Source organism: Glaciimonas immobilis (assembly GCF_011947285.1).
GTDB classification, from domain to species: domain Bacteria; phylum Pseudomonadota; class Gammaproteobacteria; order Burkholderiales; family Burkholderiaceae_D; genus Glaciimonas; species Glaciimonas immobilis.
The window spans coordinates 349,152-364,595 of the sequence record NZ_JAAOZT010000012.1 but is presented as its reverse complement, the minus strand read 5'-3'; the positions used below and the strand labels follow the sequence as shown (position 1 = coordinate 364,595).

The window sequence follows — 15,444 nt, the reverse complement described above, 5'->3', positions numbered from 1 at the left end:
CATGCTTACACCGCTAATGTAAGGGGGAGCGAGGAACGACAGGCTGTCATGAATATGACAAATTTGTCAGTTTGGTATCAAATCGATGCGGCAGCTAAAAGGGGAGGGGGTAAATCGCTTTTGCGCAGATACGCCAAAGCACTTGTGTGGATGCAGGCTAATTGCATAGAGTTAGTAATGCAATGCTCCACCGCTAAAGTTTAGGATTGGGTCATGTCCGGACTACCAAGTCTTTATTTATTTATTTGCCATGCCGAATACGCAAAGCACTAATCGTAGTCGCCAGCAGGGTTGCCGTGGCGGCGATCCATAACGACAAATGTACCGCGCTGGCATCGATTAAAGCGGTATTTTCCGCTCCCGTACCAAAGCGACTGCTAGCCGCAGTCAGCGCGATAGCGACCATTGCCGCGCCCAGCGATTGCCCAAAGGTGCGGGCGATTGCCAGTATTCCGGAGGCGGTGCCGCTGCGTGACCTTGGTGCGTTGCTCATCATTTCGCGGTTGTTTGGACTTTGGAAAAAACCGAAGCCCAGACCGCAGATGAAGGCCCGCCATAAAATGTCGATAATCGATGGGTGTGTGCCAAGGCAAGCAAGTAAAACTAAGCCTACGGTATATAAGGCTAAACCGTAAGTTGACAGCAGGGCCGCAGGATAGCGATCCGCCATTCGGCCTGCGATGGGGGCGACGATCACAATCGCCACAGGCCATGGGGTAAACAGCGCAGCCGACATCAAGGGGCTAAATCCATAAGCGCCCTGAAACAGAAACGGCAGCGCTATGAACGCGATACCTTGCCCGACAAATGAGCAAAGTGAGGTGGCGACTGCCATCGAGAAACGGATGGAAGAAAATATGTCAAGCGGTAATAGCGGTGCGGCAGCACGCTTTTGCCGATAGATAAACAGTACCACTGCGACAATCGCTACCGCCAGCAGAGCGACTTCGTTGCCTGCACTGTCATGCCGCGACAATCCATCAACTGCCAGCACAATCGTGGCCAGCGCCACTGCCGATAAAAGCGCACCGGCGATGTCAAATTTCCCACCGCGACCGCGATCGGACGGTAACACGCGCCGCGCGAGGACCAAGGTGACAATGCCGATTGGAACGTTGACGGCAAATAGCCACGGCCAGTTCAAGACCGATAGCATCGCACCGCCGATAGCCGGGCCTGCCGCTAATGAGGATGCTACGACCATCGCATTGATACCTAGTGCCGATCCGAGCAAGCGCGTTGGGAAGATATTCCGATACAGCGCAGGCCCGATGCTCATGGCCGCTGCTGCACCTATCCCCTGAATGAAGCGCATTATGTTGAGCGACTCCGATGACTGGGACAATGCGCACCCCAGCGAGCTGAGCGTAAATAACATAATGCCGCCCATGTACAGGCGCCGAAATCCAATCACGTCGCCCAGCGAGGCAAAGGCGACCATGGTCATTGCACCAGCCAAAATATAGGCATTGGCAATCCACACCGCTGCGGAGGGAATGACGTGTAAATCACGTGCGATGATGGGGAGAGCGACATTGACGATCGAACCATCGAGCACCGTCATGCCGGTGCCCATTACCATAACGATGATAGCTACACGTCTTTGAGCACCTGAAATACCGTCGTCGCCTTCCAGATCGGTAAAAAGTCTGCTCATACTGAATAGCACTGACGATTGATCGAACGGCCTTGGTCCTGATGGCGCTGCACTAAAAATAAAAACACGGAGATGTCCAGGTTGATAGCGATGAATGGTTGTGCGGCAGTGCCGAATTATCACATGTGTCACCGTTTCTTGCCGATCACTGCTTTAATCGGTTTCGGCAACGGCGTTGTCGATTCTCTTGTTTATTTTTACTTAGGAGAATTCCGGTTTGTGATATATGGTCAAGGTATGGTCAAGGTGGAAACGCCACTAATGCCAACATTCCTGCACTTTTTTCAATAAAAGTTGCCCCCGATTGAGGTATAATTCGAATTTCCCGCATGTGCCGTTCGGCACCTTCCGCAATGACCAAGTTTGTATTTGTTACTGGCGGCGTCGTGTCTTCCCTAGGTAAAGGGATTGCCGCCGCTTCCCTCGCCGCGATCCTTGAATCGCGCGGCCTAAAAGTCACCCTCATTAAGCTTGATCCGTATATCAACGTTGATCCAGGTACCATGAGTCCGCTTCAGCACGGTGAAGTATTTGTCACCGACGATGGCGCGGAAACTGACCTCGATCTCGGCCACTATGAGCGTTTTATTACAACGCGCATGAAAAAAGTCAATAACTTTACAACCGGTCAAGTATACGAAGCCGTAATACGTAAAGAGCGTCGTGGTGAATACCTCGGCAAAACTGTGCAGGTGATTCCACATATCACCAACGAAATTCAGGATTACATTTACCGTGGCGCACAAGGATTTGACGTCGCTCTGGTAGAAATCGGCGGAACCGTTGGAGATATTGAATCATTGCCGTTTCTTGAAGCATCCCGTCAACTGAGTTTGCGTGCTGGGCGTAAGGCTGCGGCTTTTGTACATTTAACACTGGTGCCATACCTGCCATCGGCAGGCGAACTTAAAACCAAGCCAACCCAGCACAGCGTACAAAAATTGCGTGAAATAGGCATCTTGCCAGACGCGCTATTGTGTCGTGCGGATCGTCCGATACCTGACGAAGAACGCGCCAAAATTTCACTGTTTTCTAATGTTGAAAGCGCTGCCGTGATTTCAGTGTGGGACGTAGATACCATCTACAAGATCCCACAGATGCTGCACGACCAAGGTTTGGACGCGATCATCTGCGAAAAACTTGGTTTGTCGCCAAAGCCAGCCGATTTGACAATGTGGACCAACCTTGTCAGCGCCCTTGAAAATCCTAAGCATGAACTGACCATCGGCATGGTCGGCAAATACGTCGACTTGACTGAGTCATATAAATCATTGACTGAAGCATTGCGTCACGCCGGTATTCATACAGAATCCCGCGTCAATATCGCATATCTGGACTCAGAAGAAATCGAAGCCAATGGTGCCGGTTCGCTGATAAAGTACGATGCTATTCTGGTTCCTGGCGGATTTGGTAAACGTGGCGTTGAAGGCAAGATTCTGGCTGCCCGTTTTGCGCGTGAAAATAAAATACCTTACCTTGGCATCTGTCTGGGTATGCAGGTCGCGTTGCTTGAATATGCGCGTAATGTAGCCGGTTTGCCGTTGGCAAATTCCACTGAGTTCGATGAACAAACCGAACAACCCGTGGTTGCGCTTATCAACGAATGGCAAAATCATGACGGCAAAGTCGAAACCCGGGACGTGAATTCCGATTTGGGCGGCACCATGCGTCTGGGCGCGCAGACTTGCGAGATTAAACCGGATACGCTAGCCTCTGAAATCTACGGTTCCACCGTTACCGAGCGTCATCGCCACCGCTATGAGGCAAACAATCATTATCTGGATCGCATTGAAGCCGCCGGTTTGGTGGTGTCGGCGCGTACACCTAACGAAGATTTGTGCGAAGTGATGGAGTTGCCACGGACCGGAGAGCATGCACACCCGTGGTACGTCGGCGTGCAATATCATCCAGAGTTCAAGTCCACGCCACGGGATGGACATCCATTGTTTATCTCGTTCATTTCGGCTGCATTAGCACATCAACAAGCTCTTGCAAAAAATCCTAAGGCATAAGGAAAGAACATGAAACTCTGCGGCTTCGATATTGGTCTGGATCATCCGTTTTTTTTGATCGCTGGTCCTTGTGTGATTGAGTCTCGTCAGATGGCGCTCGACACTGCTGGTCAGTTAAAAGAAATCACCAGTGCGCTGGGCATCAACTTTATTTACAAGTCGTCATTCGACAAGGCCAACCGTTCTTCCGGCACTTCGTTCCGCGGCCTCGGCATGGAAAAAGGCCTGGAAATTCTGGCCGACGTAAAGAAACAAATCGGTGTGCCGGTGCTTACAGATATTCACGAGATTGATGAAATTAAACCGGTCGCTTCTGTCGTAGACGTATTGCAGACGCCAGCGTTTTTATGTCGTCAAACCGATTTTATTAGCGCGTGTGCCCAGTCCGGCAAACCGGTTAATATCAAAAAAGGTCAGTTTTTGGCCCCGCACGATATGACCAACGTGATTGATAAAGCCCGTGCAGCAGCGCGCGAGGCGGGTTTGCCAGAAGATAATTTTATGGCCTGTGAGCGTGGCGCGTCGTTTGGTTACAACAATCTGGTCTCGGACATGCGCTCGCTGGCGATCATGCGCGAGACTGGATGCCCCGTTGTATTTGACGCCACCCACTCAGTACAGTTGCCGGGTGGGCAAGGTAGTACTTCAGGTGGTCAACGCGAGTTTGTCCCAGTATTAGCGCGTGCCGCGATCGCCGTTGGCATATCGGGTGTATTTATGGAAACGCACCCTAATCCAGCAATGGCGATGTCGGACGGCCCTAACGCCGTGCCATTGTCGCGGATGAAAGAGTTGCTGGCAACAATGATCGAGCTAGACCGCGTTGTAAAAAGGAATGGTTTTTTAGAAACCCATTTCGCTTAAACCTGATATGCGCGCTATCATTTAGTAATCATAGCGCGCATGTTACGTGGGGCTACATTATCGGCTACGCGACGACTCGGGAAATCGGTAAAGTGATGAGTGACTGAAAGCGCTGATCGATCGTGCTACTTCACCCGAGCGCCCTGTAGCCATTTATCGAGACATTCATCGAGACATTAATCAAGACCTCAGGTCGAGCATTAATGAAGACGTCATCCTACGAAGAGAGAAATACATGAGTGCAATTGTTGACATCATTGGCCGCGAAATTATTGATTCACGCGGCAACCCGACTGTCGAATGCGATGTCCTGCTGGAATCCGGCGTGATGGGTCGCGCATCCGTCCCATCCGGTGCTTCAACCGGTTCGCGCGAGGCAATTGAATTGCGTGACGGTGACAAAAAACGTTACGGTGGTAAAGGTGTTTTGACAGCCTGCGAACATATTAATACCGAGATTTCTGAAGCGATCATGGGTTTAGACGCCAATGAGCAAGCGTTCCTTGATCGTACATTGATCGATCTTGATGGCACTGAAAACAAGGGTCGTTTAGGTGCCAACGCTATGTTAGCGGTTTCAATGGCAGTTGCCAAGGCCGCGGCGGAAGAGGCCGGTCTCCCCCTTTATCGTTATTTCGGCGGTAGCGGAGCGATGCAGATGCCGGTGCCGATGATGAACGTTATCAATGGCGGTGCGCACGCGGACAATAATCTGGACATTCAGGAGTTCATGATTATCCCGGTCGGCGCGCCAAGTTTCCGCGAGGCAATTCGCTACGGTGCAGAAGTATTTCACGCCCTGAAGAAAATCCTGCAAGAAAAAGGTTTGACAACTTCGGTCGGCGATGAAGGCGGATTTGCGCCATCAGTTGCCAGCCATGAAGATGCGCTTAAACTGATTATCCAGGCAATTGAGGCAGCCGGTTATGAACCCGGCACACAAATCGCGTTGGCGCTGGATTGCGCTGCAAGTGAATTCTACAGAGACGGAAAATACGTGTTGGCCGGTGAAGATATGAGCCTGACAAGTGCTCAGTTCACGGGTTTGCTGGCATCGTGGTGCGACAAATATCCTATTATCAGTATCGAAGACGGCATGGCCGAAGACGATTGGGACGGCTGGAAATTGTTGACTGAGACCCTTGGTAAAAAGATCCAGCTTGTCGGCGATGATCTGTTCGTGACCAATACCAAGATCTTGCGTGAAGGTATCGAGAAAAACATCGCTAACTCGATCCTGATCAAGATTAACCAAATCGGTACGTTGACAGAAACGTTTGCAGCGATTGAGATGGCAAAACGCGCGGGCTACACTGCCGTGATTTCCCATCGCTCTGGCGAGACAGAAGATTCAACCATAGCGGATATCGCAGTTGGTACCAACGCGCTTCAGATCAAGACCGGCTCTATGTCGCGCTCTGATCGGATGGCCAAGTACAACCAGCTGTTGCGCATCGAAGAAGATTTGGGAGACATCGCCAGTTATCCGGGCCGCTCGGCTTTTTATAATTTGAAGTAAATGTATTACAAATACTGATTAGGATCGGTTTGCGGTCTGCAACGAGCGGGCGTCAGATGGTCATAAATGGCGGGAGAAACCAAAAGGGTCGCGTGACCACGTAGGTTTTGAGCGCCACAAGCACCAAATCACGTCTGCGGAGTAGGATCGTGGAAGGTTCTTCGTGCAAAACCTGTCAGCGCGTTATTGCGATCGCTGACCGAATTTGCAGTAATTGAATATGGATTGTTGATGCGTCTTATCGCTATTTGTCTGACGATATTGCTGGTTTTGATCCAGTATCCTCTATGGCTTGGAAAAGGTGGCTGGCTGCTGGTTGCAGACATGGGGCAGCAGGTTGTGCTTGCGCATGAAAAGATCGACGACCTTAAAGCCCGTAATGCTAAGCTGGGTTCTGAAGTGCATGATCTTAAAGAAGGTACGGGGGCGGTGGAAGAGCGCGCACGTACTGAGTTGGGCATGATTAAGCAAGACGAAATTTTTGTGCAGATTTTGAATCCCAATAATACTGAAAACTTGTCTACGCTACGAGAAGCGCAGCAGTTGTCCGATAAGGTCGGTGCGGCCATTCCGAGCAATCCACTAATCGAGCCAAAAGAGAAATCTTCTTCGGTCGTGCTTAAGAATGGTAAGCCTGCCAAACTTAATATCAAAGAGGCAAGGGCTAAACCGACCCGTACTGCTTACCCAGAAGTGCGCGATTGACATTTGATATGGGACCGTATAGCGCGGCCCCTTGTTGATCAATGATCATTGATCATGGATTATTAATCATTGACCATTGACCATTGACCATTGACCATTGACCATTGACCATTGACCATTGACCATTGACCATTGACCATTGACCATCGACCATCGACCATCGATTAAGCTGATCATTTTTATACTACCTAGCGGGGTCGGACTGAACAGCATTTGGTCTGCGTCGATCTTCACCCGCATTTTCGATGCTGTGCTTTTAGTCATTGCCTATATTAATATTAGCCGACTGTGTCTACAGTCAGGCCCAGTTCAGGCCTACAGCGCCTACTTATAGTCAATGCTTAATATCGCCGGTGCCCAACAATGTTTCTGCCCGTGCGCTTGTCGTGAAAAGGTGTGCACAGTCAACTTGATCGAACGCATAATTTTGACCACAGAAGTCACAGTCAACCGACACCTTGCCTAATTCTTCAATCGCTTCGTCCACCTCTTTTTGCCCCAGCATTTGCAGCATATTTCCGACTTTCTCGCGCGAGCAATTACAGACAAAGCGCGGATGTTGCGGCTCAAAAACGCGTACCGTTTCTTCCCAAAACAAGCGGCGCAGCAGTGTTTGAATATCGGTCGACAACATTTCGGCAGGGCGTAATGTAGCGCCTAACATGGCGACCCTGTTCCAGCTTTCGAGTGGGTCTTCCTCAGTGATACCAACGCCGCCGTGGTTCGGTAACTTTTGCAGTAACAGGCCACGTGATATGTTGCCGTCAGCAGCAAGCCACAATTTGGTATCAAGTTGCTCGGAGCGCAACATGTAGTTTTCGATAACCTCTGCCACGTTGTCACCATCAAGCGGCACGATGCCCTGATAGGGTTGTTGTCCCGGCATTTTATCCTGGGGATCAAGCGTGATCGCAAAGCGACCGTGACCATTCACGTTGAGCAGTTCAGCCAGCGTGGCAGTGTCTTCAACCACTGCGTCGGGCACTAGTTTAGCGGTGGCGCGCATTTGCAACTTTCCATCGCATTCAACGACGAGCAGCCGGATTGGACCATCGCCGTGGATTTGCATCACAATCACACCATTGAACTTCAGATTGGCACTCAGAAGAGCGGCAGCCGCCATCATTTCACCGAGCAAAGTAACGACTGCGGGTGGATACTCGCGGAGTGCCAAAACCTGTTTCCATGTATCAGAAAGCTCGACTAGTTCGCCGCGTACCGAAGCGTTTTCGATCATGAATTTCTGGAGATTGTCGCTGTTGATTTCCATCACGTCCTTTATATCTTTTTCGGTCATTATTGTTTAGCCGATTTTCTTAAGTTGCGTTTTGTATTCTTGCCCGCGTTTGGCGTAATGTTGCCCGCCGCGCGCGATTTTTAAAATTTCTTCCTCGCTTAATATCCTTGCAACTTTAGCAGGGGAGCCGATGATCAATGCATTGTCAGGAAATTCTTTACCTTCAGTAACTAGGGCGCCAGCGCCAACCAGACTGTTTTTGCCAATCCGGGCGCCATTTAATACCACGGCTTGAATGCCAATCAAGGACCCATCGCCGATGGTACATCCGTGTAACATGACTTGATGACCGACGGTGACGTTTTCGCCAATTGTCAGCGGAAAACCATTATCAGTATGCAAAACAGAGTTTTCCTGAACATTGCTGCCGCGACCAATCGTTATCAGGTCGTTATCGCCGCGAAGGGTAGCACCAAACCATACGCTAGCGTCGGCTTGAATATTGACCTTTCCGATAATCGTCGCGCTTTCTGTGATATAGGCTGAAGGGTCGATCTGGGGAGTATGTTCCCCAAGTTGGTAGATACTCATAATACTCCGTAATATGTGGGTTTAGTCTATAGCTGGTTGTACAACTGATAACCAAATTTTTAGTTATTTTCTACTTAAGTTATCTACCTGTTCTTGCTCCCGGTTCGCGTTACGCTGCATGCTGACGGTAATCCAGCCCATTTTAAACCTAGTTTTTATGATAATGCGACGCCGCCGTATTAGAATGCACCCCGAAGCCAGATTCTACGTGACACAGTAGAACCATTTAACCCAAGTTTACTATTTTACTGCTGCCTGCATGAAGAGTTCGCCTAATCCTGATTTTATTGTCGCCAAACATGAGGGGGTAGCTGAGCTTGTTCCTGAGAAGGTCAATAAGGTAACGACTGAGGAAATGTGGGAGACGCGGGCCGCGGCGTTGCACGCGCTGTTGGAACGTGATCCTGCCGCCAAAGTGTTAAGGGTTGCTAAAATCGCTTCCGCCTTTAAAGGTGGCATGCTTGTGGTCAATCCTGCTGTGCCACTGATGAACGCACTGGACGCGACTGCTATTCCGGGACGTCCATTACGGCCTGAGTTGGTCTTGCCCAAGACATTAAAGCACCGGTCAATGCGCACCGAAGAAGGTCGCGCTGCGCTTATTCATGCACTTGCGCACATCGAATTTAACGCAATCAATCTGGCACTTGACGCAATTTGCCGGTTTGCGGACATGCCTGAGCAGTATTACACCGACTGGCTGAGCGTAGCCACTTAGGAGGCCCAGCATTTTGATATGTTGTCGCGCCACTTACAAAATTTGGGATACGCCTATGGCGACTTTGCTGCCCACGACAGCATGTGGGAAATGGCGGATAAAACCAAGGACGACGTGTTAGCGCGGATGGCATTGGTACCGCGCACTCTTGAAGCGCGGGGATTAGATGCCACGCCTGCCGTGCGCGCAAAAATTGCGCAAGCCGGAGATATGGCCGCTGCCGGCATTCTCGATATTATTTTGCGGGAGGAGGTCGGTCATGTAGCGATTGGAAACCATTGGTATAACTGGATTTGCGACGACCGTGGATTGGTGCCGATCGCTACTTTTGCCATGCTTGTGGTGAAATACAGCGCGCCGGTGCTACGTGGTCCATTTAATCTGCCGGCGCGTCGTGCCGCGGGATTTTCAGAAGAGGAATTGCTGGTGCTGCAAGGCATAAATAACACATAAATAACACATAAGCAGCGCTTTAATATCGAACTAGTAACGTCCTAACGTAGAGCAACCCAGAGAAAACAGGCAACGCACAGACGCAAAGGCAGCCACTCAAAAGCGCTGCAAAATCAATGGTACCAGCGCCTTTTTCCTTCCGGTTTCTCAATCTCTGCCATGTCTACCAGTTTTGTGCCTGCCAGTCGGTCGTGTAAAAACTGACGCTCAGGATCAAGATAGGCGGTGAGCGCCCACAAAATGACGTTTAGCGCCGGAATGATCGCCAGCATCCAGGCTTGTGCGCCTAGAGCCCAAGCCAGAGCCAGACCCGGCAGAAACCAAAACCACGCAAGTAAATAGCGTACCACTGCATTTTTCGTTCTTATTGCGCTGCCATCTTTATTGATCAACCGAAGTCGCCAGGTTTTCATCGCGAGCGTCTGACCTCCGTGGCTCCAGCACCAGACAAAATAGGCTGTCATCACGACGAACAGCCATACTTGCTGCGCATGTCGCAGGTACATGGCGTTACGTTGCTGCAGTAACGTGGAGAAGATCAGGCCCGCGATGAATAGAATGCCAAATAGCAGCATCGCCTCATACAGCATGCTGCCGAAGCGCCGCTTTAGCGATGGCGTGAGAGCGGAAGTGGGAACAGGCGTGACAGCTGATTTAGACGAATTCAAGATGCATTTTCTTTACAGGGTTGGTTACCAAAACCCGCATTATCCACTATACGTCAGCGTTTATGTCTTAGCAGCATATGCGTGCCGAGACCCCGTTCTTTTAATAACCTGAATCAAGCGGAGGTGTGGGAGCCGACGGCGGAGCGGGTGCTGCCGGCAAGGCCGGCACTGGCGCCGTGGCTGATGGCACAGGTGCTGCTGGCTTTGGTGTAAGTTGGATTGGTTTGACCAAAATTGGTTTGGTCGGGATTGACAGCACCTGAGAGGTTACGCGCTTGCGGTTATTCGCTGCAGCTGCTTCTGCCGCCAGCTTCTGCTTTTCTGCCTCGGGCAAATGTTGGTATTCCGCCCAGCGCTTAGCCCTTTGCTCGGTATCGAGCCTTCTGGTCCTGGCATAATTCTCTCGCACCTCACGGCGTTGCGCGGGCGTCAGAGTCACCCAGTCATGCATCCGATCCTGAACGCGAGATTGCTCGGCGGGACTCAAGCTGCCAAAGCGCTTGCTGATCTCGATCCATTTTTTTCTGGTGGACAGTTTTTGATTATTCCAGCCAGCCTCTAACGGTGCCAACGTTTGCTTTTGTGCTACGGTTAGATTCTCCCATTCTGTTTTGCTATCGCTTTCTTTAATGACTTTGGGAAGTGCCGCAGGGGTGCGCTTGATCGCCAGCTCACCGGTTTTGGCAGTCGCATCGGCACTAGCGGCACTAGCGGCATTAGCGCCATTGGTGGCGTTAGGAGCGCTAGCGGCAGTGATACCGGTGCCGGGGGTGCCGGCAGCGTGCGAAGTGCGCACTAGCACTGACACTGATCCAATGACCATCGCCGCTACCGTTACCAGCGCAGCAAGGGCCGCACGGGATTTAAAAATACGCTTAAAAAAAGCTCCTCTGGGTGCGGAGGTGTGACCGGAAGCCGGGTGCTGGTCAATGTTTTTTAAGGTTGTTATTAGGGTCATTCTTATTCTTCATGCTTAGCAAGATAGGTATCAAAGCCACGGTCAAGATAAGCGGATGGCGGGACTTCATCTGCTAATACGGCGGCGTCAAGGGCCGCAATTTCGGTAATACGATGTTGTTGCTCATACTGATACAAACCAAAAAATAATACGATTCCAGCCAATATAGGTGCCGCAACGCTCAACCGTGTCAGCCATGAAAATGGATTCTGAAAAAGGTTGTTGGCTGTTCCTGCAACAACGTTTTGCCGTGCCAGTATGCGTAATGGCGCATCCTTTTTCTTGCGCGACAATGCGATCTGACGTGCGGCAGCCAGCCGGTCAACTGTTTCTGTCGGCATATTGTCAATGCGCTCGTTAAGGGCGTGGCGTACTTTGTACGCGAAATTAATTTCTCTGCTACTCATAAACTTATTCCTTTGACCCTCAGCGCTTGCGCAAGGGTGTGTGTAGCACGAGAGCAATGTGTTTTTACACTGCCTTCAGAGCAACCCATTGCGGCGGCAGTCTCGGCGACATCCATGTCCTCCCAATAACGCATCAGGAAGGCTTCTCGTTGACGCCCAGGCAGCTTTTGCACCTCTAGATCGATAATTTCGAGGATTTGTTCGCGTTCTAATTGCGACGAACTGGATTCTGCTGCTTGTGAGCCGTCTTCCGACTCGTACGTTTCAAGCACATCATAATCTTCGTCGCTGGCCTTATCGTGACCGATGCTGGAGAATAAACTAACCCAGGTATTGCGCACTTTTTCTCGGCGAAAATAGTCGAGGATGGTGTTCTGCAAGATGCGTTGAAACAGCATCGGCAGTTCTGCTGAGGGTTTATCACCGTATTTTTCGGCAAGTTTGATCATCGCGTCCTGAACGATGTCCAATGCGGATTCATCCTTGCGAACAGCGTAAACTGCCTGCTTAAACGCGCGTCGCTCTACGTTTTCGAGAAAATCTGAAAGTTCTTTGTCGGTTGCCATGCATTGTGGCGCGCGTAACACTAAGTGTCATTCGCTGCCAGCCATTGAAAGTTGTTCAGAATTTTGTTACATAGTGCGTGCAAACCAGTTGCGGACAAATCAATTTTACGGATACTGATAAGTCGCAAAGGTTAGTTCGCGTAGCATCAATGCCGAAGACTAATTTTTTGAATATTCTACAACTTACGCAAAATTCGACCGGCGGCGTTGTGCTTAGCGTACAGCGCGCTTCAGCCCGCCTGAATGGGACAATTTTGCGAAAGTCGGGTATTTGCTTAACCCTGTTGCGTAACCCTATTTACCGGACACGCCTCAGGTTGAATTGTAAAGTGGGGTTTTCAAGCTGATCGAATGCTATCAAAAATACAGCCCTCATGGGGCATTTAAACAAAATTTTGTTTGTTTCGGCGCATTTTTCAACCAAAATCGATGAAAACGGCTTGACCAAATTGAAAGTACGCATTATGGTAGCACTCCACTTCATCATCCTGAAGTGTACCCATGGTCTTTTCGCACGCAGCGCAAGATGCTGATGAGCGATAAGACGCGCTTCATATTTGAAAGCTGTTTGCTCTAACCCGTGCCACAAGCGCGAGAGAATGGATGTGTCGCTTCCCGGTAATTGGCTGAACGAGTCGCACGAAACGTCATTTTGGAACGTACCAACGGGTACGCAACGACATGCCGTGAATGCACAAAAAAGGAATGCCAAAATCCGTGGTGCAAGCCGCCGTTATCGTCAGGAGAGAGCATCCGATCAATTTCCCATGGACCTTGAAAGGACATAGAAGCATGAATCACGATACAGAGTTACCCATCACAGGTGCAGAAATTTTAGTCCGTTGCCTGGCGGAAGAGGGAGTCGAACACGTTTTCGGTTATCCCGGCGGTTCGGTGTTGTATATATATGACGCCATTTACCAGCAAGATAAATTTCAACATATATTAGTACGTCACGAGCAGGCTGCGATTCACGCGGCAGATGCCTATTCGCGTAGCTCGAATAAAGTCGGCGTCGCTCTGGTTACGTCCGGTCCAGGTGTCACCAACGCAGTCACGGGTCTGGCAACCGCATATATGGACTCGATTCCGATGATCGTGATTTCGGGTCAGGTTCCATCCTATGCGATTGGTGAAGACGCGTTTCAGGAGTGCGATACCGTCGGTATCACGCGCCCTTGCGTTAAGCACAATTTCCTTGTAAAAGATGTCAAGGATCTGGCCGAAACAGTAAAAAAAGCATTTTATATCGCTACCACGGGTCGCCCCGGCCCAGTGCTGATTGATATCCCTAAAGATATAACCATGCACCGCCACGTCTTTTCGTATCCAAAAGAAGTTGAGATGCGTTCATACAAGCCGGTTGATAAAGGTCACTCTGGACAGATTCGCAAGGCGTTGCAATTATTGCTCGCCGCTGAACGTCCGATGATCTATACCGGCGGCGGGGTAATTCTGGCGCATGCATCGCCGGAGTTGAATCGACTCGTTGATCGTCTGGGGTTCCCTTGTACCAATACCTTGATGGGATTGGGCGGCTATAAAGCATCCAGCGACAAATATGTCGGTATGCCGGGTATGCACGGTACTTATGAAGCCAACATGGCAATGCAGAATTGCGATGTGCTGATTGCGATTGGTGCGCGTTTCGATGATCGCGTGATCGGTAATCCCAAGCATTTTGCGAGTAATCAGCGCAAAATTATTCATATCGATATCGATCCATCGTCAATCTCAAAACGTGTCAAAGTCGATATTCCTATCGTCGGCAATGTTAAAGACGTTCTCCAAGAATTGCTCTCGCAACTCGACGCCGCTGATACCAAGCCGAACGCCCTGGGTCTGGCCGCCTGGTGGAAGCAAATTCAAGAATGGCGCTCACGCGATTGCCTTAAATATGAGACTTCCTCAGAATTCATCAAGCCACAATCGGTAGTAGAAAAAGTCTGGCAGATTACGGACGGCGATGCCTTCATCACCTCCGATGTCGGACAGCATCAAATGTGGGCAGCGCAATATTATCGTTTCGACAAACCGCGGCGCTGGATCAATTCCGGCGGTCTGGGGACGATGGGCGTTGGCTTGCCATACGCGATGGGCGTGCAAATGGCTAATCCTGGTTCGACCGTCGCCTGTATTACGGGTGAAGGATCAATCCAGATGTGTATTCAGGAACTGGCCACCTGCAAACAATACCATTTAACGCCAAAAATTATTTTACTTAACAACCGTTTCCTTGGCATGGTGCGTCAATGGCAGCAAATCGATTACGGCTCGCGTTACTCCGAGTCGTACATGGACTCGTTGCCGGACTTCACCAAACTGGTTGAATCATACGGTCATGTGGGCATGAAAATTGAAAACCCGGCAGACGTTGACGGCGCTTTAAAAGAAGCCTTCGCCATGAAAGATCGCCTGGTATTCATGAACTTTATTACTGATCAAACCGAAAACGTCTGGCCGATGGTGAAGTCGGGTAAGGGCTTGACTGAAATGCTACTCGGCTCGGAGGATCTGTAATGCAACACATTATTTCTGTACTGTTAGAAAACGAAGCCGGTGCGCTTTCACGCGTAGTCGGTCTGTTCTCTGCACGTGGCTATAACATCGAAACATTGACGGTCGCACCGACCGAAGATGCGACCTTGTCACGGATGACCATCGTGACAAGAGGTTCGGATGAGGTAATTGAACAAATTACTAAACATCTGAATCGTCTGATTGAAGTCGTCAAGGTAGTCGATCTGACTGAAGGTGCCCATATTGAGCGTGAACTAATGCTCATCAAGGTACGTGCAGTCGGTAAGGAGCGCGAAGAGATGAAGCGCACTGCGGATATCTTCCGTGGGCGGATTATCGATGTCACCGACAAGACTTACACTATCGAACTGACAGGCGCCAAAACCAAACTGGATGCTTTTATAGACTCGATCGACCGGGCTTCGATTCTGGAAACTGTACGCACCGGTGCTTCTGGCATCGGGCGCGGTGAACGTATCCTGAAAGTGTAACTACCAGCTTGGGTCGGCTGAAACGCAGTTGTGATAAGCAAGGTAAAAGACCACGCTTCCGCTGCAAGTAGGCTAACT

General features: G+C 50.3%; 13 protein-coding genes and 2 pseudogenes. 7 read left to right on the top strand and 8 right to left on the bottom strand.

Annotated features, from left to right (window positions below; translation table 11 throughout):
* Nucleotides 1-241: 241 nt before the first annotated feature.
* The gene (locus HAV38_RS18720; RefSeq protein ID WP_168056891.1) at nt 242-1,657 is read right to left on the bottom strand and encodes an MFS transporter; all 1,416 of its coding nucleotides are present in this window, start codon (nt 1,655-1,657) and stop codon (nt 242-244) included.
* A gap of 353 nt (nt 1,658-2,010) precedes the next feature.
* Between HAV38_RS18720 and HAV38_RS18715 the strand changes: the two genes are divergently transcribed.
* The 4 genes and pseudogenes from HAV38_RS18715 to ftsB all read left to right on the top strand — a co-directional run.
* A complete protein-coding gene (locus HAV38_RS18715; RefSeq protein WP_168056890.1) occupies nt 2,011-3,669 on the top strand; it encodes a CTP synthase in 1,659 nt (552 codons plus the stop codon).
* Nucleotides 3,670-3,678: 9 nt separating this feature from the next.
* Nucleotides 3,679-4,533 carry a 3-deoxy-8-phosphooctulonate synthase gene (kdsA, locus tag HAV38_RS18710; RefSeq protein WP_168056889.1) on the top strand — a complete coding sequence of 285 codons (855 nt, stop codon included), beginning with the start codon at nt 3,679-3,681 and terminating at the stop codon, nt 4,531-4,533.
* Between the two features lie 235 nt (nt 4,534-4,768).
* Nucleotides 4,769-6,052 (top strand): phosphopyruvate hydratase, encoded by a 1,284-nt coding sequence (eno, locus tag HAV38_RS18705; protein WP_168056888.1) that lies wholly within the window; start codon nt 4,769-4,771, stop codon nt 6,050-6,052.
* Nucleotides 6,053-6,283: 231 nt separating this feature from the next.
* A pseudogene (gene ftsB / locus HAV38_RS21980) lies at nt 6,284-6,557 on the top strand (cell division protein FtsB); the annotation flags it as partial.
* Between the two features lie 266 nt (nt 6,558-6,823).
* On the opposite strand, the gene HAV38_RS18695 reads toward ftsB, so the two are convergent.
* The 3 genes from HAV38_RS18695 to HAV38_RS18685 all read right to left on the bottom strand — a co-directional run bounded on the left by HAV38_RS18695 (nt 6,824) and on the right by HAV38_RS18685 (nt 8,585).
* Nucleotides 6,824-7,021 (bottom strand): hypothetical protein, encoded by a 198-nt coding sequence (locus HAV38_RS18695; protein ID WP_168056886.1) that lies wholly within the window; start codon nt 7,019-7,021, stop codon nt 6,824-6,826.
* Between the two features lie 70 nt (nt 7,022-7,091).
* Entirely contained in the window at nt 7,092-8,054 is a 963-nt protein-coding gene (gene hslO / locus HAV38_RS18690; RefSeq protein ID WP_168056885.1) for an Hsp33 family molecular chaperone HslO, read from the bottom strand.
* A gap of 6 nt (nt 8,055-8,060) precedes the next feature.
* Complete coding sequence (locus tag HAV38_RS18685; RefSeq protein ID WP_168056884.1) at nt 8,061-8,585, bottom strand: gamma carbonic anhydrase family protein; 525 nt, start codon at nt 8,583-8,585, stop codon at nt 8,061-8,063.
* A 355-nt stretch (nt 8,586-8,940) separates the two neighbouring features.
* Between HAV38_RS18685 and HAV38_RS18680 the strand changes: the two are divergent.
* Nucleotides 8,941-9,756 (top strand): annotated as a pseudogene (locus tag HAV38_RS18680) (ferritin-like domain-containing protein).
* A 113-nt stretch (nt 9,757-9,869) separates the two neighbouring features.
* On the opposite strand, the gene HAV38_RS18675 reads toward HAV38_RS18680, so the two are convergent.
* From HAV38_RS18675 to HAV38_RS18660, 4 genes are all read right to left on the bottom strand, one after another.
* Nucleotides 9,870-10,424 (bottom strand): RDD family protein, encoded by a 555-nt coding sequence (locus HAV38_RS18675; RefSeq protein ID WP_260326502.1) that lies wholly within the window; start codon nt 10,422-10,424, stop codon nt 9,870-9,872.
* A 100-nt stretch (nt 10,425-10,524) separates the two neighbouring features.
* Nucleotides 10,525-11,382, bottom strand: coding sequence for a DUF3106 domain-containing protein (locus HAV38_RS18670; RefSeq protein WP_168056883.1), 858 nt, complete (start codon nt 11,380-11,382; stop codon nt 10,525-10,527).
* Nucleotides 11,383-11,384: 2 nt separating this feature from the next.
* Nucleotides 11,385-11,789 (bottom strand): DUF3619 family protein, encoded by a 405-nt coding sequence (locus HAV38_RS18665; RefSeq protein WP_168056882.1) that lies wholly within the window; start codon nt 11,787-11,789, stop codon nt 11,385-11,387.
* Nucleotides 11,786-12,355: an RNA polymerase sigma factor gene (locus HAV38_RS18660; RefSeq protein ID WP_168056881.1), complete on the bottom strand. Its 570-nt coding sequence runs from the start codon at nt 12,353-12,355 to the stop codon at nt 11,786-11,788. The genes HAV38_RS18665 and HAV38_RS18660 overlap by 4 nt, the downstream gene beginning before the upstream one ends.
* A gap of 792 nt (nt 12,356-13,147) precedes the next feature.
* Between HAV38_RS18660 and HAV38_RS18655 the strand changes: the two genes are divergently transcribed.
* A complete protein-coding gene (locus tag HAV38_RS18655; protein WP_168056880.1) occupies nt 13,148-14,875 on the top strand; it encodes an acetolactate synthase 3 catalytic subunit in 1,728 nt (575 codons plus the stop codon).
* The gene (gene ilvN, locus HAV38_RS18650; protein ID WP_168056879.1) at nt 14,875-15,366 is read left to right on the top strand and encodes an acetolactate synthase small subunit; all 492 of its coding nucleotides are present in this window, start codon (nt 14,875-14,877) and stop codon (nt 15,364-15,366) included. Before HAV38_RS18655 ends, ilvN begins: the two co-directional genes overlap by 1 nt.
* Nucleotides 15,367-15,444 lie beyond the last annotated feature (78 nt).